We start from the raw sequence: 20,310 nt of genomic DNA on the forward strand, positions 1-20,310 counted from the left end.
TTAAATATTGTCTTGTTGCAAAATTAAACGCTTTGTAAGATAATTAAACCGAATGAACAATAAAATTGCTGCAATGGTTAATCCTGCCAATAGTCCTAACCAAATTCCAAGACTTCCTAACGCTTCCTCTTTTCCAAGAAAATAACTCACCGGAAAGCCTACCAACCAATAGGAAACGAATGTTATTAGGGTTGGAATCTTTACATCTTGCAGCCCTCTTAAGGCACCTAATGCTATAACTTGCAAGCTGTCACTAATCTGGAATACAGCAGCTGCTAAAAGCAAGCTTGCTGCAATTTGCACCACTTCAGCTGTATCCAATGCATTTGCCGGGTCATCTAAGTCCACATATAGATGAGGCAAGATCTCATGAAAAATAGCGAATAACAAAGCGAAAAGAACTGCAAATATAAAACCGACTAAAAAAATGGACTCAGCTATGCGTTTAAGATTAATATAATCTTTAAGCCCTTTTTGATTACCAACTCTAACCATGGCTGCGACACTTAATCCCATAGCCACCATAAAGGTCATAGAACTTAAATTTAAAGCGATTTGATTAGCAGCTTGCGCATTCTTACCAAGTAACCCGCTGAGCCAAATAGCTGCTGTAAATATGCCAACTTCAAAAAACATCTGCATGGCACTTGGTAAGCTCAATCTAAAAAACTTAACATTAGTAACAAAGGCTTTAGATTTCCTATTTACGGCAAGTATCCACCACAAAAAGAACAACATAACAAATCGTGAAATTAATGTTCCGATTGCAGCACCAACGATTCCCATTTGCGGAAAACCAAATTTTCCAAAAATGAGTACGTAGTTAATTGCGACATTAATAACATTAGCAACAATAGTTGCATACATAGGGTATTTAGTCATGGACAAACCATCGCTAAACTGTTTAAATGCCTGAAAAACAATAAGTGGCATCAAAGAAAACGCCACTAAATCTAAATATGGAATGGCTAGGACAACCACTTCCTCTGGCTGATCCATTACATACATTAAAGACTTAGCAAGAAGTTCTAGTAAAAACAAGCAAATTCCTAAAACCGTACATAAAAAGAAACCATGTTTAAAAACGGATTTTCCTTTTGAGAAGTTTTCTTCAGTATCTGCCTCTGCAACTAGCGGAGTTATTGCTGTGGAGAACCCTATGCCTATAGACATTGCAATAAAAATAAAGCTATTTCCTAATGAGACCGCTGCTAATTCAGCAGAACCTAGTTGACCAACCATAACGTTATCGATAAAACCAACGAATGTGTGCCCTAGCATACCTAAAATTACTGGAGAGGCTAGTTTAAGATTATATCTAAATTCTTTAGTATAGTTGCTCAAAACCATTGTACAAAAGTAGGGTTTGGATCTAAGCTAAACGAATAAAATTCATTGTGAATTCTTAATTGAAGTCAAGTATATTTAAAGTGAAGCAATAGCCTTCTTAGCTTCTTCAAACTCCCTAACCATATCTTCGACAATATCAGCAACGGGTTTTACAGTGTGAATTAAGCCGGCTATTTGGCCAATTTCAAGTTCTCCGTCCTCTAAATCTCCTTCAAACATTCCCCGCTTGGCTCTCGCACGACCAAGGAGAGCTTTTAATTCTTCAATTGTAGGTCCTGCTTTATATAATTCTTGGATTTCGTTATAGAACTTATTTTTAATAAGCCTTACTGGTGCCAATTCTTTTAGGGTTAATTGTGTATCACCTTCTTTAGCATCTACCACGACTTGTTTAAAATCTTGATGTGCCGAAGATTCGTCGCTAGCTACAAATCTACTACCTACTTGCACACCATCTGCCCCAAGAACCATACAAGCTAGCATAGCTTTTCCTGTAGCAATACCACCTGCTGCAATTAAAGGAACCGTCAATTGTTCTTTTACCATTGGTATTAAAGTTAAGGTCGTGGTTTCATCGCGCCCATTATGGCCTCCAGCTTCAAACCCTTCAGCAACAACTGCATCAACACCAGCTGCTTGGGCCTTTAATGCAAACTTTACAGAACTAACCACATGAACAACAGTAATACCTTGGTCTTGTAACCATTTAGTCCAAGTTTTTGGATTTCCTGCTGACGTAAATACAATCTTAACATCCTCTTCGGCTATAATATTCATGATCTCTTCGATGTTCGGATATAACATTGGTACATTGACTCCAAATGGTTTATCAGTTGCTGACTTGCATTTTTGTATATGTTCTCGTAATACATTAGGATACATAGAACCGGCTCCAATTAGACCTAAAATCCCAGAGTTACTAGCAGCGGAAGCTAATTTCCAACCACTATTCCAAATCATTCCTGCCTGAATAATCGGATATTTGATATTAAAAAGTGAGGTAATTCTATTTGCCATAAATGCTTTACAATAAAAGTTAAAGGTACGTATAAAGAATAGCTTATCTACTACGCAATTACACCAGAGCCCAATAATTCATTCCTGTGGTACCAAGCTACAAATTGACCTTCTGTAATTGCGGATTGCTTATTGTTAAACTCAACATAAAGACCACCTGCAACCTTGTATAATGTTGCTTTCTCCAAAGGCTGTCTATATCGAATTCGGGCCATGACTTGCATGGTTTGACCATCTTTAAGTGCTAAATCCTCTCTTATCCAATGTAGTTCTTCATTCGTTACAAATAAAACATTACGAAGTAAACCCGGATGATTTTTACCCTGACCAGTATATATGATATTTTCTTCAACATCAGTTTCTATAACAAACAAAGGTTCTTTTGTACCACCTACAGCTAGTCCTTTACGTTGCCCTTTAGTAAAATAGTGCGCTCCTTGATGTTTACCCACAACCTTGCCATCTGAAACCGCATACTCCGGCTTTTTAGATAAATATGCCAATTCCTGTTCTTTTGAATCAAATATTGGTAAAGCCTGATTGTAAATATCTAAGGTCTGATCCACTTCAACAATAATTCCATCTTTTGGTTTTAGCTGTTGCTGTAAAAAATCTGGTAGCCGTACCTTCCCAATAAAACATAAACCTTGAGAATCCTTCTTTTCCGCAGTTATCAAATTTTGAGCTTTGGCAATTTCTCGGACTTGTGGTTTGGTTAATTCACCTATTGGAAATAATGCTTTTGCCAATTGTCCTTGAGACAATTGACATAAGAAGTATGATTGATCTTTGTTTCCATCTACGCCTGCAAGTAATTGATGTATTTTGGTTCCATTTTTCTCAATGGTTCCCTTTCTACAGTAATGTCCTGTTGCAACATAATCTGCACCAAGATTCATAGCAATGTCCATAAAGACATCAAACTTTATTTCGCGATTACATAAAATATCCGGATTAGGAGTACGACCTTTTTCATATTCATTAAACATGTAGTCGACAATACGTTCTTTATAATCAACACTAAGATCAACTGTTTGAAAAGGAATTCCCAATTTATCAGCCACCAGCATTGCGTCATTACTATCTTCTAACCATGGACACTCATCCGAAATAGTCACAGAATCATCATGCCAGTTCTTCATAAATAAGCCAATCACCTCGTAGCCTTGTTCTTTTAAAACATGGGCTGCAACGCTAGAATCAACTCCTCCCGAAAGTCCTACAATGACACGTTTCACTTTGACTATAAATTTGAATTTATATTTAGACTCAAAATCAGCGGCAAAATTACAAAATAAAAAAGGTAAACTTTGTGTGACTGCCATGCATAAAAACTATCATTAATATAGTTTAAGGCTATTCATACGTTTTAATCACGACTTGGTTGGTGTGATCTATTTCTTTTTTGATTTTACCTCCTTCATAATATTTCCAGATCCCTACTTTACGATTATTTGTATATTTTCCTTCTGAGGTTATATTTTGCGAAGAATCATAATTTACTGTTTTACCATTTAACTGGTCTTTACTATATACGGATGATCTAAATACCTGACCATTTTCTAAAATCCATTTAGACGTACCTTCCAATTTTCCATTCATATATTGGGCACTTTCAGCTAGATTACCTGACTGATAAAACACTTTTCGCTCTCCATCTAATAATCCATTATCGTTAAAATACTCTTCAATCATTAAGCTAACACCATCTTTATGGAAATAGACCCATTTACCAATGTAGCGCTTACCATTCATCCTACCCTTACTTATAATTTTCTTTTTGGAAGAATAAAAAATAACGTCAGAAATACTATCGGTTGGGTTAAATATTTTAATAGCGCTTAAAACACTTTTTCCCTTTGATAAGGCATAATATTTAAAGGTGTCTACTTCTTTACCATTGACAAAAGTGCCTTCATATCGTTTTTGATCTGTCTTATAATAGGTCTTTGTCCATAATCCGTGACGTTTGCCGTCTTTATTATACTGATTGACGGATTTTTGAGCAAAGGCAAGTGTTAAAATTATTGTAAAAATAAAAGTTAGATAAAATTTTTGTTTAATCATTTTGTAGTTTTGTTAAACAAACTATATAGGTTTGTGCAATGTTGAACAATTTTAAAAACCCAAAAAAATGAAAATTATTTCAAAAACATTCAAATTACTGACAGTATTCTTATTAGTTGTAGGTTTAACTGGATGCAGCAGTGATGATGACAACAACACCGGTGGTGGTGTAGATTCTACAACAGTTGTAGATGTAGCTTTAGCAAATGGTTTTACTTCTTTAGCAGCAGCTTTAGAAGCAACTGGATTAGTATCTACCTTAGAAGGTACTGGACCTTTTACTGTATTTGCACCGACCAATGACGCCTTTGCAACTTTATTAAGCGATACAGGTTTAGACTTAAACAACTTAAGTGCTGCAGAAGAAGAAGTGGTTAGAAACATTCTTTTAAACCATGTTATTATAGGTGCTACTATTGAAGCCCAAACTCTTATAGATGCTGGATCTGGCTATGCTTCAACTGCTTCTCCAGGACCAGATAATACTACGTTAAGTTTATATTATAATGTGAACAATGGAGTTGTTGAATTGAATGGAGGATCTGGTGTAACAGGTGGTGCAAATGTAACTACACCAAATGTTACAGCTACAAATGGAATTATTCATGTTGTAGATAAAGTGATTGCTAGACCAACTATCGCAACTTTTGCAACTACTAATGATGCTCTATCAATTTTAGTAGATGCTTTAGCATATGCGGACACAGGATCTCCAACAGTTCCGTGGATAAGTACTGTTTCTAATGGTGATGCTGGACCTTTTACAGTTTTTGCACCAACGAATGATGCTTTTATAGGATTATTAGGAGAATTAGAACTTGCAGCCTTAACAGATTTAGATGAAGCAACTGTTGATGCAGTTTTAACTTATCACGTAGTTAACGGAGCCAATGTAACATCTGGTCAATTAACCAGTGGAACAGTAGGGACAATAGGTGGTGATATCACTGCAGATACAAATAATTTTACTTTAACTGACGCTAATGGTCGTGTAAGTAATATTGTTCTTTCGCTTGTAGATATACAAGGAACAAATGGTGTAGTTCACGTTATAGACCGTGTAATTTTAACACCACAAGGATAGGAAAGATCGAGGCTGATTACCTCATTTTTATATTGATTGATTTAGTTAGTAAAAGCCCAGACGTCCGTCTGGGTTTTTTTGTACCGTCCTATTATCATAAACGACCTATTATAACTCCGAACTTTTATGAAAAAGAATAGACTTTACAACACATATGTAAACAGTATTCTAAGCTTACGCAGTTTAATCCTTAGTTTAGTTGCTCTTCTTTCCTTCTAATAGCTTCCATATGTAGCTATTTTATCATTTGGTTGAATTCTCATACTACTTTTATTAATCTCATTGTTAAAATTACAAAAAGAATTAGTGTAGTAATAAGAAACAAAAAAAGCCTTAGTTGTATGAACTAAGGCTAACTAAAATAAAAATCTTACAATCGTAATTACTACTTCTTACGACGCTGCTGTGCTTGCTTTTGCTGTTCTGCCTGCTCCATCATCTCAGCCATTTTCCTTTGAAAACGATTCTGTTTTTTAGGTTTACTCTTACTCACTTCAATTTTAGCAAGAACTTTTTCCTCGTCAATGATATAGTTCTTAATCACCAACATGATTCCAATACTAATTAAGTTAGAAATAAAATAATACAAACTTAATCCAGAGGCATAGTTATTAAAGAAAACTAGCATTAGTAATGGTGAGAAGTAAATCATGTACTTCATCATTTTACTCATATCAGGCATTCCTTCTTGTGGTGGCCCTTGCATAGCAGTTTGTTGACCTGTTGTCATTTTCATGTAGAAGAAAATGGCAACTGCTGCTAAAATTGGAAATAAAGCCACATGGTCTCCATAAAAAGGGATACTGAATCCATCAGGGAAATCATATATTGAATCAAAAGAACTTAAATCATCTGCCCAAAGAAAGCTTTTTTGTCTTAAATCAAAAGCTGTTGGGAAAAACATAAATAAGGCATAAAATACTGGAATCTGCATTAAGCCAGGTAAACATCCACTAAGCGGACTTGCACCTGCTTTACTTTGCAAGGCCATAGTTTCTTGCTGCGCTTTCATTTTATTATCCTTATACTTGGCTCTAATCGCATCCAACTCTGGCTTCAGTATTTTCATCTTTGCCTGTGATAAAAATTGCTTGTATTGAACAAATGACAGCATTATTTTCACTAAAACTGTCATCACAATAATGGCTATACCATATGGCAAGAAACCACTCAAGAATCCGAATAATGGAATAAATAAAGCTTTATTAATCCAACCGAAAATTCCCCAACCAAAAGGAATACTCTCTTCTAGGTTCTTATCATATGCTTTTAATGTTTTTGCATCTGTTGGACCATAATACAATCCATAGTTTTTATTAACCTCACCTCCATTAAAAGCCAAAGGCATTTTAGTGGTATACAACTTTGTGAAAAGTGAATCTACTTCTTCATCTTCTACAAGGTTTTTTGAAGTCATTTCTACCTTGCTGAATGGATTATCATTCGCTACAAGTATTGAACTAAAAAAGTGCTGACGGTAAGACAACCATTCCACATCTTCTACCGTTTCCTCGTCATCACCCATTTGGCCTAACTTCTCAACACGATCTGTATCATGCATGTATGTTAAACGCGTGTAACGGTTTTCGTAACTGATACTTTTAGCATGACGTATTCCCTTTTGTCTCCAATCTAAAGTAATTGGCTGAGAGGTGTTGAATATACCATTTAAGCCTTGTGACTTAACTGAAAAATCAATCATATAATCATCCGGCTTTAACTCATATCTATACTCTAAAAACTCTTGCTCAGAGAATTTAAGCTTCATAGAAACAACAGTGTTATCACCGCTTTTTGTAACACTTGGTTGAAATGGAAAATCCTGAGTGTTACGGAGCCTACCATCATTAGTATTAAAGGTGATATTGAAATTGCTATTTTGATTCTTGACCATATATATAGGCACAGAATCATAATCCACAAAGTTTTTTAGCTTTACCTCAGCTAATTGGCCTCCTTGACGTTGAAACTTTAATTCAAAAACGTCAGTTTCTACGATAGTCATATCATCACCTGGTAAAGTTAATGCGTATGAAATGGCACCAAGTCTATTCTTGGCTTCTGCTAGCTGAGTAGAATCTAATGCCTTTACAGGTGCATAATCCTGACTTGTGGTTACAAGAGTTTCATTTTGTTTACTTTCCCTTTGTTCTGCTTCAACCTGCTCTTGCTCTGCCTTTTTCTGAGCTTCTAACTCTTCAGGTGTAGGTGTATTTTGGTACATCATAAATACCAGTATACCAAAAATAAGGACAAACCCTATTATAGAGTTAATATCGAGTTTCTTTTCTTCCATAATTTATATCCGCTTCTGCGGCTGACTGATTAATGATCTTGTTATCCCAAAAAGCTATCCAAAGTTCACTTTACGCCAAAGTGGCATATTATTTTTTATTCTTATACTTTAATGCTGCCCCAACAAAGGCCACAAACAATGGATGTGGATTGGCAACAGTACTTTTATATTCTGGGTGGTATTGTACACCAACAAACCAGTTATGTTCAGGAATTTCAATAATTTCTACAAGTCCAGTATCGGGATTTAATCCTGTCGCTTTCATTCCTGCACTTTCAATAGCCTCTTTATAGTGATTATTGAATTCAAAACGATGTCTATGACGTTCTTTGATATTGGTTTGACCATACACATTAAATGCTATAGTATTTTGATTAATAGCACAATCCCAAGCACCTAAACGCATAGTACCACCTTTATTAACTACATGCTTTTGAGATTCCATAAGATTAATAACTGGATTTGTAGTAGATGCATCCATTTCTATAGAATTAGCATCCTTAAGATTGAGCACGTTTCTAGCATATTCTATAACTGCCATTTGCATTCCTAAGCAGATCCCTAAAAATGGAATATTATTTTCCCTAACGTATTTAACTGCATCAATCTTGCCTTCAACTCCCCGTTCTCCGAAACCAGGTGCAACAAGAATTCCGTCTAAGTGACCAAGTTTAAAATCGATATTATCTTCATTTAAATATTCTGAATGTATTGATTCTACACGCACCTTAACCTCATTTTCAGCACCTGCATGGATGAAGGCTTCAAGGATTGATTTGTAAGAATCCTGAAGTTCTACGTATTTACCAATGAGTCCAATAATTACTTCACTCTTAGGATTCTTATGACGTTTCAAGAATTCATTCCATCGATTTAAATCAGGCTCATCGCTCTTGAGGTCTAACGTCTCAAGCACCACTTTATCTAGTCCCTCTTCTAACATAAGGTTAGGCACATCATAAATAGTTGAAGCATCTATAGACTGAATAACAGCTTCCTTTTTAACATTACAAAAACGAGCGAGTTTTTCCTTTAGACCATCGTGTAACTGATGTTCTGTTCTACAAACTAAAATGTCTGCATGCACACCACTCTCCATTAAAGTCTTTACACTATGCTGTGTTGGCTTTGTTTTTAATTCGCCTGCTGCAGATAAAAACGGAATTAGTGTTAAATGAATAACTAAGGCATTATTATCACCTAATTCCCATTGCAACTGACGAACAGCTTCTACATAAGGCAGTGATTCAATATCGCCAACGGTTCCACCGATTTCTGTAATTACAATATCATAATCACCAGAATTACCTAAAATCTGTATTCTCTGTTTGATTTCGTCTGTGATATGAGGAATAACCTGAACGGTCTTACCTAAAAATTCACCACGCCGTTCTTTATCAATTACACTTTGATAAATTCTTCCAGTGGTAACATTATTAGCCTGTGATGTTGGCACATTTAAAAAACGTTCATAATGTCCAAGATCCAAATCTGTTTCTGCACCATCATCAGTTACATAGCATTCACCATGTTCATAGGGATTTAAGGTTCCAGGATCTATATTAATATATGGATCTAACTTCTGAATTGTTATTCTATAACCTTGTGCTTGTAAGAGTTTGGCTAGAGAGGCAGCAATTATGCCTTTTCCGAGAGAAGAAGACACACCACCAGTTACAAAAATATACTTAGGGTTTGTGGACATGTTACGTTGTTAAACGCAGGCAAATTTACAAAATAAAACGAGGAATCGTAGAATTGTTCAAGGTTTGTTAATATGTTATTTTTATGGTGTGGAAATAGCCTATACATTAAAATCTAAAGACCCTCTAACATTAGAATTACTTGCGAGTCAAATACAGACTTGGAAAGAGCTGTTAGCAATTGTTAGAAACTTACCCTATGGTAGAAATAGCAATAGAAAAGACATTACTCTAGTTTGGAAAGAACAAAAAGGCACCTGTAGTTCTAAACATGCGTTCCTTAAATATGTTGCGGATTTAAATACGATCACTAATATTGAATTGATTTTGGGCATTTACAAAATGAAAGAGTCGAACACAAGAAATATAGGTACTGTTCTAACTCGAAATGGGTTAGATTATATTCCAGAAGCTCACTGTTATCTGAAGCAAAACGGTAAACGTTTGGATTACACATCACAAAATTCAGATATTAAAAATATAGAAAAAGACATTGTATTAGAACAAATTATCTCGCCTAGTCAAGTCGTTGATTTCAAAGTTAATTTTCACAAAAACTATATCAGTCAGTGGATTATTAATCACAAAATACCAATAACTTTTAATGAAGTTTGGGCAATTAGAGAAGCGTGCATTTTTAATTTAAGTCAATGATTTATAAGTCAGTTTTTCTAGAAAAGTCCCTTTTAATAGTATTTACTAATTCCTCTAGACCATTAATTTTTATGTCATGCATTTGAAGCATCATTCTTCCAAGCTTACCTTCAGGAAATCCTTTTTGTTTAAACCAAGTGTAGTAGTATTCTGGGATATCTACTAGATATTCACCTTTGTACTTTCCAAAAGGCATTTTATAATGCGCTAGTTCAATCAATGCTTCTTTAGACCCTTCCAAATTACTCTGATTTATACTTTTCTAATTTTAGTAACTCTTCAGTGATATAAGCTTCCCAATACTTTTGCGCTTCTAAATTTATAGAGTGGTTCGATTGCTCATCATAAGTCCTTTGAGTGTTATCTAGCGCGTCATTTATTGCCTTATGTATTTGATTCATTTGAATTTTGATATTTTGATTGACAACCAATCCATCCAATTGTTGTCTGAACTTCCGGACATAGAGCTCTGTGATATCAAAATGTAATTGTTCATGTTTTAAAATATAAGTATTTGCCCTCTCCTTAATATACCAGGACTTATTAGGATAAAAATGAGCCTCTACTGACGCTGAAAAATCTACAATTCTTTTTCCAGATGTTTTAACTGAATAACCAAATGTAATTCCAGAAGCCGTTAAAGCTACAGCTCCAGAACTTGGATTTGGATTAGCCTTAAAGTCTGACCAAGTTAACTTACGAGACGCATTCCATGTCATGGTCTCTTTACTGCTTGGATTTGCAACAAAAAATAAAACTAAAAAAACGAGTATATATTTCACTTGCATTTATTGCCAGTTAAACGTGATATCTTTTTCAATATCAGGATGTAAACTGTGATACACAGGACAAGTGTTTGCTGAACGCTCTAGAATTGTTTTAGTTTTTTCATCAGCTTCAAATGGAAGATTTAACACCACTTCAATTTTTGAAATACGCCTTGGATTACTAGCCATGGTCTTTGTTACCTGCGCTTTAGTCCCAGTCATATCAATATCCATATCTCTGGCTTTAATTCCCATTACTGTAAGCATACAACTTGCTAATCCTGTGGCAACAGTATCTGTAGGAGAAAACGCTTCACCTTTACCATTATTGTCTGTAGGAGCATCTGTAATGAAAGAATTTCCTGATCTAATATGTATACTTTCTGTTCTGAGATTTCCTAGGTAAGTTACTTTTGACGTCATACTAATTGGCTTCTACTATCCTTAAATTATCATATTTCACAATGTAAACAGCTTCATTTATGTAGCCACCAAATAAAGACTTGTTGTATCTAAACTTATTCTCTATATACTCTGTTTCAATAACATCTGCAGAAGCCTCATAAAGGTTTTCCTCAGACGCCAAACGTAAAAGAACATCTAAAGTTATATCAAATCCTCTAGCTACGTACTTACTTGGAGATACTCCATATTCTCGTTTATAAGCTCTAACAAAACTACTATTTTTAGTCTCGTCATAACTTCTATGCGTCGATGGGTAATGAAATTTAAGATTGGATAAATAATTATTATCAATATCCTTGCCTTCAAATGCTTTATTCTTATTACATGTCACTAAAACAATTTCGATATCTTCACTAACATAACCATTGACCATACTAGCAACACTTGAGACGAAGGTATCATTATTGGTCTCTAAGAAAACAACAGTCTTTCCTTTAGAAAATGTATTCTCCAAACGCACAGGATAAAGGAAAAAATCATCATTTCCTGTTTTCTTATTTCGTTCTGAAAAAAATTGAGTCGCTCCTGGAAACTCGTTTTTTAATTGATTACTTATAGCCCGATGCGATTGATCTGCAATGATAATAACTTTTGATTTTAAGCTGTCTTTTTTCACAAACTCAATCATTGCCTTTCGCAATAGTTTATCCTCAGGTATAGTTTGAAAAACATTTGAATACACTTCCTTCGGTTTATTAAGTGCTGCAATAACGGGTATGTTATCGCGTTTTAATGCCGATGCTACACGATCAAAACTCTTTTCTTCCATTGGTCCGATAACAGCATCATAATTTGAAAAATCGTTATCCTCTAATAATTCTCTAGTTCTAGCAGCGCGGTACTCGGTATCTAAAACTTTTAAATCGGACGAAATCCCTAATCGTTTTGCAGAATCAAGTGCCATCGTTACTCCTACATGAAAGTCTAAAACTATAGATAACAATCTGTTATTCTTGATCATAGACTTTACCTCAGCCATAGAATCTATATCAATTCTATTCAGACGGTAAGGCAACATAAGTGCTAATTTCTTGGTTTCGAAATTCTTAAGTTTTGAAGTCAACTCTACAGTCTCAACACCTGAAAGATTCGCTTCAGTATCAATGGTAGCTGGTATCTTTAGTACCATTCCAGCTTTTAATCCTGATTCTTTCAGCTCAGGATTTAATTCTTCCAATTCTTCTTGAGTTAATCCAGTTTTAACTTTTAGTCTGTAGAAACCTTCTTTAGGTAATACTTCATAATAATTATAAGCTGTTTCAATAATTCTCTCTTCATCATCCTTAACATTAGGCACATTAAGCTCATCACCAGGCTGTAACACAGGATTCATATTTGGATTTAGTGCTTCTAACTCAGCAACGGTAATACCAAATTTATAAGCAACACGCCATTTACCTTCCTTAGGTTGTACAGCATATTTTTTAAGGGTGTTCCTATAGGTTTGTTTAGAAATAATGGTTTTAAACCTAGGAATTCTGATTCTATTTCCTTTCTTCAAGTTTTCTGAATACAAAAAGCGGTTTGCTTTTTTTATGTCTTCTTCGGAGACACCATATTTTTGAGATAAACCGAATAACGTTTCTTTACGCTTAACTTTGTGATTTTTATATCCTATTAATTCTCGAGATTCCTCTACAATTGGCTCATTCTTAATTCTTGAATTAGGAATAATTAAAACCCTGTTAATTTGAAAATTAGATTTTGCATCAGGATTTAATGCAAAAATATCAAATGGTGTAACCAAGTATTTTTTGGCTATACTTTCAATGGTTTCACCCTCTTTCACCTTATGCTCAACATAGTTTTGAGCACCAAGATTCAAAGCTGCAATGATTAGTAAGACTGATAATAAATTCTTCATTTAATTAATTTTAGCTGACTTAACAATATGAAACAAAATCAGCTTTTAAATCACTAATTTATTCCCATTCAATGGTCGCTGGTGGCTTAGAGCTTATATCATAAACAACTCTATTAACCCCTTTTACTCTATTTATAATCTCATTTGAAGTTTTTTGTAAAAACTCATATGGTAAATTCACCCAATCTGCTGTCATGCCGTCTGTACTTTCGACGGCTCTAAGTGCTACACATTTCTCATAAGTACGCTCATCTCCCATAACACCTACACTATTTACCGGCAATAACATAGCACCAGCCTGCCATACCTTGTCGTACAAATTCCAAGAACGAAGATTATTAATAAAAATAGCATCGACTTCTTGTAATATACGTACTTTCTCACGAGTTAGATCTCCCAGTATGCGAATTGCTAATCCAGGACCAGGAAACGGATGTCTACCTAATAATTGAGAATCCATATTCATAGATGCACCTACTCGTCTTACCTCATCTTTAAATAAGGTCTTTAATGGCTCTACAACCTTTAATTTCATAAAATCAGGCAAACCTCCAACATTGTGATGACTCTTAATGGTAGCACTAGGGCCACCAGTAGCCGATACACTTTCAATAACATCGGGATAGATTGTTCCTTGGGCTAACCATTTTACATCTTTTATTAAATGTGCTTCATCATCAAAAACTTCAATGAACACGCGACCAATCGTTTTGCGTTTTTCTTCAGGATCGCTCTTTCCTGCTAAGGCATCCAAAAAGCGTGCCGAAGCATCTACACCTTTAACGTTTAATCCCATGCCTTCGTATTGATGTAGTACATCTTCGAACTCATTTTTTCGCAAAAGACCATTATTTACGAAGATGCAATATAGATTGTCACCAATAGCTTTATGTAATAACATAGCTGCTACAGAAGAATCTACACCACCGGATAATCCAAGGACTACTTTATCATTTCCGAGTTTTTCCTTTAAATCAGCAATTGTTTCTTCAACAAAGGCATTTGGAGTCCAATCCTGCTCAATTTTTGCAATCTTAACTAAGAAATTTTGAAGCAATTGATGACCATCTGTTGAGTGGTACACTTCTGGATGAAATTGAATAGCAAATGTATCCTCACCTTCAATTTTAAATGCAGCATTCTCTACATCTTCAGTACTCGCTAGTAGCACTCCACCTTCAGGTAATTTTTTAATAGTATCACTATGACTCATCCAAACCTGACTACCTTCATGAATATTTTCAAAAAAATCTTCATCAGTCTTTATAAAACCTAAATTGGCTCTTCCATACTCTCTCGTGTTGGATTCTGCTACCTCACCTCCAGAAAAATGTGCTAAATATTGTGCGCCATAGCATACGGCTAAAACAGGTTTTTTACATCTTATCTCAGACAAGTCTGGATGCAGCACATCCTCTCCTCTTACCGAATTAGGACTACCAGATAAAATTACAGCTTTAAAACTGGCTTGATCGTTAGGGATTTTATTGAAAGGATGAATCTCACAGTAGATATTTAATTCTCTTACACGTCTTGCAATAAGCTGTGTGTACTGGGATCCAAAATCTAAAATTAGGACTTTGTTTTGTTGCATGTGCAAAAATAACAATTGCTTTCAGATTGTAAATTTTCACATTGCTATTTTTTTAGATATTTTTTTAACAATGATTTAAACAGCAATTAGCCTATAACCCTAAACTGAAAAGTCTCTGATTAAGTAGAGTTTACTGTGAATTCATTCATAAAAATTCTCTAATAGTATACTATTACTTGAGCCGCATTATCAAAATAGGTTGTATTGGTAATTTTGTTTGCAATAAGGTCCCGTTGAATAGATGTTTAAAAATACGTACGACAACTATTAATTTCGAAACCAACATGGTTTCCATTCCAAACCAAATTCACTTAGTTTGTTGCGTTATTGCTATGATGCATATTTGGAAAAACTAATTCTGCAGAAAATAATACATAAGCTTTCACTCTTTTACTAATATGATAGAAATTCTAGCCTGCGCCATGTTACCTTCAATTCTAAAATTGACAGGTTAAATTCTATTTGTAATATTCAAGTGTTTGAATAGTTATTTAATAAATTTACTGTCTCAAATTCTATAGTTTATGCTGTCGGAAAATTCTATAAACTCAAAACCCAAATCTTGGCGTTTGCAGTTTCATATTCAAAAAATATAGTACGAGATGCTGGTATTCGTTACCTAAGGAATCTCTTAAGGAAACGACTAATATTTTAAGCATGGCCATAGAAAAAAAAAAAAAAACAATTTAAAAAATTGGAAAAAAAAAAAAAATTAAAAAAAAAAAAACATTAAAAAAAAAAACGAGTTTTCCACGTGGAAAAAAACACAAACTTAATACATAAGAAACCAATCAAGAATTCATGATAGTATTATAAAGTTATCACTGAAAACTGAATGTTCAATGGATCCAATGATGCCATTAACCCAGTAATTAAATCATCACCAAATTCTAAGTACAATTCTGAAAAATTAGTATTTCGTTCCTGCAGACTACCATTGGGAAAAAGCTCATCTTTTAGATCCGTACTGCGTTCGATATGATCCTTTAATTTTCGCTTTTGGGCTTTAAGCAATCGCTTCTCTAAATTTTTAAGCCCTTTTAACTGCTTTACTTCTTGTGCTTTCACAGCACCTATAAAGGACTTATCCGTTAATTCAGCAAGCTCATGTAAATCTTTAAATTGGTCTTCAAGATGTTTAATTTGATCTTTAAAATCTATATCAATATTAGAAATGGCTCTGACTCTTTTATTGATAAATGAATTACGATCTAAAAACAAATCCAAATCCAATATCTCTAATTTCTGTTGCTTTTCCGATTGCTTTTTGGTCTTTATCAATGCAGAATTTCTGAGTAGCAACATTGGGAACGTTACGTCTTGTGCTTCAAAATTAGATTTCAATTGCAACCAATATATCATTTCACCACTACCGCCGATATAACAAAGATTTGGTAAAATAACCTCTTGGTACAACGGACGCATAATCACGTTTGGTGAAAAGCGTTCTGGAAATTGCCTTAAATGATCAATTAGTTCAGGTTTACTCCAAGTAATTTCAGTGTTAAGTACACTATAATTTTCATCTTCAAAAACAATGCGTTCTCTTAATCCTTGATCGATGTAAAACAAATTGATATTTCTTGGATTGACTTGTATTTTTAGTTCTAAGGCTTCAAGGTTTTTATTTGTTTCAGAAACGTTATGGAATGCCGTTTGCTCTAACAATTCCTTTTCCATTTGCGGTACAAACAACGTCTTAAGATCCTTATCATCTGCGTCAACAACCACCAATCCATATTCTTTAAAAAATTGATTGGCCAAATAACGTGTTGCATCAGCAAGATTATTATGATTTAAATAAGCTTCTTTAAACCAAAATTTCAACTGATCTGCATGTTTGCCTAGCCCAAACTCTGAACTAAGTATGGCCAAAACATCCTCCAATCCTTCCGTATTAAAATGGCCAACAGCACCTGACTGATCAGAATTCCATTGTATCTTTTTCCCTCTAAAATTAAAGTAGTTTATTTCATCAAAATCGTGATCTTCTGTAGCCATCCAATACACAGGTATAAAATTATACTCTGGAAATTTATCTTTCAATTGCTTGGTAAGATTAATCGTTGAAATAATCTTATGCAAAAAATATAATGGCCCTGTAAATAAATTAAGCTGATGACCAGTTGTAATCGTAAATGTATGATCTGATGCTAATAGTTCTATATTATTTAAGGTAAATTCTGAAGTATCCACTAAAGCATATTGCTTAAGAAGGGTATTTACCAAAACAGCTCGATTGCTATTGGTAAGCTTATGAGCTGATTTTTCCTTCAGCTGTGCCTTAAAATTTTCTAATACAGGAAAACGATGATATAGACCTTTTAAATCACTTTTCTGGCTAATATAATTACAAATAAAATCCGAAAAATAGTTGGTGTCTTTATAGGGGATACAGTCGGTTGGCATATAAAAATAATAAGAAGGTATAAAGATACGCTAAGTCAATAATCTAATTCCTAATTTTTAGTTAATTCAAATCACAAGAGCATTAATGTGAGCTACAGTCTTTATATTTACTTGTTATATATTCAAACCAACACATTTCATGCGCAAATTATTAGTCATCTTATTGATTGCTTGTTTTAATACTACTTTAGTATCAGGACAAAATATTAAATCCCCAAGTGAGTTTCTAGGCTATGATATCGGAACTCAGTTTAGCCGCCATCATCAAATAATCGACTATTTCCAAAATGTAGCGACTGCACTTCCAAATCAAGTGAAGCTCGAACAATATGGTTCTACTTATGAGCGTAGACCTTTATACCTGGCTTATATTTCGAGCGAAGGCAACATGCAAAATCTAGAGACCATCAGAAAAAATAACCTTAAAAACACTGGACTTTTGGATGGAACACCCGATCAAACGAATACTGCAATTGTGTGGTTGAGCTATAACGTTCATGGTAATGAAGCTTCAAGTTCTGAAGCTGCTATGCTTACGCTCTACAAATTGCTTACCGAACGAAAGGGATTATTAGAAAATACGGTTGTTATTATAGATCCTGGTATTAATCCAGATGGGCGAGATCGCTATGTTAACTGGTTTAATGAAACTGCGAGCCAACCTTATGATATCGATCAACAAGCAAGCGAACATCATGAGCCATGGCCAGGAGGACGACCAAACCATTACTTATTTGATCTTAACAGAGATTGGGTTTGGGCTTCACAAATAGAAACACAGGCTAGAATTAAAGTTTATAACAAGTGGATGCCTCATATTCACGTCGATTTTCATGAACAAGGCATTAATGAGCCTTACTATTTTGCACCTGCAGCAGAACCTTTCCATGAAATTATAACCGATTGGCAAAGGGATTTCCAAACTCAAATTGGAAAAAACCATTCAAAATATTTTGATGCCGAAGGATGGCTTTTCTTTACACGAGAACGTTTCGATTTGTTTTACCCTAGTTACGGTGACACCTATCCGACCTATATGGGAGCCATAGGTATGACCTACGAACAAGGTGGTCATGGTATGGCTGGTTTAGGGATTTTAAATAATGAAGGTCATGTATTGACTTTGGTAGAACGCCTTACACATCACACAACCACAGGGATATCAACAGTGGAAATAGCATCAAAAAATGCAAAAGAATTGAACAACCAATTTGCTAAGTTTTTTGACAATTCAAATCTTAAATATAAAAGTTACGTCCTAAAAGGCAATGCAGATAATTTAAACAGCCTAAAAGCGCTTTTAAAAACGCACGAAATTCAATTTGAAAATGCATCTGGCAATAAAGTTTCAGGTTTTAATTATGCTACTGGACAGCAAGGTAGTATGTCAATTAATGACGAAACTTTAGTTATCCATTCTGATCAACCAAAAGGAAAAATGGTCAAAGTACTTTTTGAACCTAATGCTAAATTATCTGATTCTTTAACCTACGATATTACAGCGTGGTCTCTACCTTATGCTTATGGTTTAGATGCCATTGCAAGCATCAACAAAATAAGTAGTTCTAAACAATTTGAACGCAAAGACCTCGGTGTCGTATACGATGCCTATGGTTATGTAAGTAAGTGGAATTCTATGGACGATGCACAATTTCTTGCGGAATTATTAAAAAATAATATCAAAGTTCGATTTACTGAAAAACCATTTCGTTCTAATGGTTCAAATTTTGAACGTGGTTCATTAATAATAACTAAAGGAGACAATAAGCACATTACTGATTTTACCACAACAATTAATAAAATTGCGCAAAAACATTTACGATTCTTAACCACAATTACTTCCGGATTCTCACAAACAACGCCAGATATTGGATCTCCAGATATTAAACTCGTTAACAAACAAAAAGTAGCCATTTTATCAGGAGAAGGTACGTCTTCACTAAGTTATGGTGCTATATGGCATTTCTTTGAGCAACAGTTACATTATCCATTAACTTCTATAAATACAAACGATTTAAGTAGAACTAACCTAAGTAAATACAACGTATTAATTCTTCCTAGTGGCTATTACGGTAGCGTCTTAGGCGAAAGTAACATGTCCAAGCTTAAAGATTGGGTAAGAAACGGTGGAAAGGTCATCGCTATTGATGGTGCTCTAAGAAGTTTTGCTGGTAAAGATGGTTTTAGTCTTAGCTATAAATCTCCTTCAGTCAGTAACGATTCAGATAATCTTACAGCTTATGCTGATCGTGAACGCGAATACACCAATCAACTCATTACAGGAGCTATATTTAAATCTAATGTAGACCACACACATCCTATGGCATTTGGATATGACGACACCTATTTTACATTAAAAATTGGCAGTTCTGGCTACAGCCTATTAAATAGCGGTTATAACGTGGCTTACATCACAGATACCAAAGTCTATTCTGGATTTGCTGGTAAAGATGCATTGGCTAATCTTAACCAAACATTAGTATTTGGAGAGGAACGTATGGGTAGTGGAAGTGTTATCTATATGGCAGACAATCCCTTATTCAGAAGTTTCTGGGAAAATGGAAAGTTGTTCTTAGTCAACTCTATTTTCTTTGTAAATAATAATGCTTATGAATTGTAAATTATGTTCTCACAAAATTTTTATTTGAAACAGACGTACTATTAGGTCTAGATTTTAATCAGTTTTAACGTAACTTTAGTGATAATATCAAATTTAAATTGATTTTAATGGACTAATCACCCAAAGTCGAAATACTTGAAAGTTTAATCGACATAAAATAACATTAGACTAATTCTTGTTGACACAAAAAATAATCGATAAAATTTAAAAAAATAAAAACTAAATATTTAAAAATCTTAAGCTTATTTTTATTACTTTTTGTACTATCATTTACTTCCTGTACTAAAGAAGATAATGATTTTGAATCTATTAAAGGTGATTCTGTAGCTGAATTAAAAAATGGAAAACCTATTATTAGAGTCGATAAAGAAAATTTATTAGCTAAGTTTGAGCAATTAGCAAGTGTAGACAATTTAAGTG

The 20,310-nt window shown here is 34.3% G+C and carries 15 protein-coding genes; 3 read left to right on the top strand and 12 right to left on the bottom strand.

What is annotated here, in order from left to right:
• The 4 genes from HRU49_RS03150 to HRU49_RS03165 form a co-directional block, all read right to left on the bottom strand.
• Nucleotides 1–1,350: an MATE family efflux transporter gene (locus tag HRU49_RS03150; protein ID WP_296354075.1), complete on the bottom strand. Its 1,350-nt coding sequence runs from the start codon at nucleotides 1,348–1,350 to the stop codon at nucleotides 1–3.
• Between the two features lie 75 nt (nucleotides 1,351–1,425).
• Nucleotides 1,426–2,367, bottom strand: coding sequence for a nitronate monooxygenase (locus HRU49_RS03155; RefSeq protein WP_296354077.1), 942 nt, complete (start codon nucleotides 2,365–2,367; stop codon nucleotides 1,426–1,428).
• A 50-nt stretch (nucleotides 2,368–2,417) separates the two neighbouring features.
• Nucleotides 2,418–3,605, bottom strand: coding sequence for a tRNA 2-thiouridine(34) synthase MnmA (gene mnmA / locus HRU49_RS03160; RefSeq protein ID WP_296354080.1), 1,188 nt, complete (start codon nucleotides 3,603–3,605; stop codon nucleotides 2,418–2,420).
• 118 nt (nucleotides 3,606–3,723) lie between these two features.
• Nucleotides 3,724–4,434: a toxin-antitoxin system YwqK family antitoxin gene (locus tag HRU49_RS03165; RefSeq protein WP_296354082.1), complete on the bottom strand. Its 711-nt coding sequence runs from the start codon at nucleotides 4,432–4,434 to the stop codon at nucleotides 3,724–3,726.
• Between the two features lie 67 nt (nucleotides 4,435–4,501).
• Between HRU49_RS03165 and HRU49_RS03170 the strand changes: the two genes are divergently transcribed.
• Entirely contained in the window at nucleotides 4,502–5,518 is a 1,017-nt protein-coding gene (locus HRU49_RS03170; RefSeq protein WP_296354084.1) for a fasciclin domain-containing protein, read from the top strand.
• A gap of 385 nt (nucleotides 5,519–5,903) precedes the next feature.
• Here the strand turns inward: HRU49_RS03170 and yidC are convergent, their stop codons facing one another.
• A complete protein-coding gene (gene yidC / locus HRU49_RS03175) occupies nucleotides 5,904–7,814 on the bottom strand; it encodes a membrane protein insertase YidC (protein ID WP_296354086.1) in 1,911 nt (636 codons plus the stop codon).
• A gap of 88 nt (nucleotides 7,815–7,902) precedes the next feature.
• Nucleotides 7,903–9,519 carry a CTP synthase gene (locus HRU49_RS03180; RefSeq protein ID WP_296354088.1) on the bottom strand — a complete coding sequence of 539 codons (1,617 nt, stop codon included), beginning with the start codon at nucleotides 9,517–9,519 and terminating at the stop codon, nucleotides 7,903–7,905.
• 88 nt (nucleotides 9,520–9,607) lie between these two features.
• Here HRU49_RS03180 and HRU49_RS03185 point away from each other — a divergent pair, with 88 nt between their 5' ends.
• Nucleotides 9,608–10,171 (top strand): hypothetical protein, encoded by a 564-nt coding sequence (locus tag HRU49_RS03185; protein WP_296354090.1) that lies wholly within the window; start codon nucleotides 9,608–9,610, stop codon nucleotides 10,169–10,171.
• A 1-nt stretch (nucleotide 10,172) separates the two neighbouring features.
• Here HRU49_RS03185 and HRU49_RS03190 read toward each other — a convergent pair whose 3' ends face one another.
• The 6 genes from HRU49_RS03190 to bshC form a co-directional block, all read right to left on the bottom strand.
• Nucleotides 10,173–10,412, bottom strand: coding sequence for a DUF3820 family protein (locus HRU49_RS03190; RefSeq protein ID WP_296354094.1), 240 nt, complete (start codon nucleotides 10,410–10,412; stop codon nucleotides 10,173–10,175).
• 1 nt (nucleotide 10,413) lies between these two features.
• Nucleotides 10,414–10,953, bottom strand: a complete 540-nt coding sequence (locus HRU49_RS03195; RefSeq protein WP_296354096.1) for a DUF922 domain-containing protein — start codon at nucleotides 10,951–10,953, stop codon at nucleotides 10,414–10,416.
• A 6-nt stretch (nucleotides 10,954–10,959) separates the two neighbouring features.
• Complete coding sequence (locus tag HRU49_RS03200; protein ID WP_296354099.1) at nucleotides 10,960–11,361, bottom strand: OsmC family protein; 402 nt, start codon at nucleotides 11,359–11,361, stop codon at nucleotides 10,960–10,962.
• 1 nt (nucleotide 11,362) lies between these two features.
• On the bottom strand, nucleotides 11,363–13,267 hold the full coding sequence (locus HRU49_RS03205) for a LysM peptidoglycan-binding domain-containing protein (RefSeq protein ID WP_296354101.1): 1,905 nt from the start codon (nucleotides 13,265–13,267) through the stop codon (nucleotides 11,363–11,365).
• 58 nt (nucleotides 13,268–13,325) lie between these two features.
• Nucleotides 13,326–14,861: a glutamine-hydrolyzing GMP synthase gene (gene guaA / locus HRU49_RS03210; RefSeq protein WP_296354103.1), complete on the bottom strand. Its 1,536-nt coding sequence runs from the start codon at nucleotides 14,859–14,861 to the stop codon at nucleotides 13,326–13,328.
• A gap of 810 nt (nucleotides 14,862–15,671) precedes the next feature.
• Complete coding sequence (gene bshC / locus HRU49_RS03215) at nucleotides 15,672–17,270, bottom strand: bacillithiol biosynthesis cysteine-adding enzyme BshC (protein WP_296354105.1); 1,599 nt, start codon at nucleotides 17,268–17,270, stop codon at nucleotides 15,672–15,674.
• 139 nt (nucleotides 17,271–17,409) lie between these two features.
• Between bshC and HRU49_RS03220 the strand changes: the two genes are divergently transcribed.
• Nucleotides 17,410–19,890, top strand: a complete 2,481-nt coding sequence (locus HRU49_RS03220; RefSeq protein ID WP_296354107.1) for a M14 family metallopeptidase — start codon at nucleotides 17,410–17,412, stop codon at nucleotides 19,888–19,890.
• Nucleotides 19,891–20,310 lie beyond the last annotated feature (420 nt).

Origin of the sequence: Winogradskyella sp., assembly GCF_013213975.1 — a bacterium.
In the GTDB taxonomy this organism is placed as follows: Bacteria; Bacteroidota; Bacteroidia; order Flavobacteriales; family Flavobacteriaceae; genus Winogradskyella.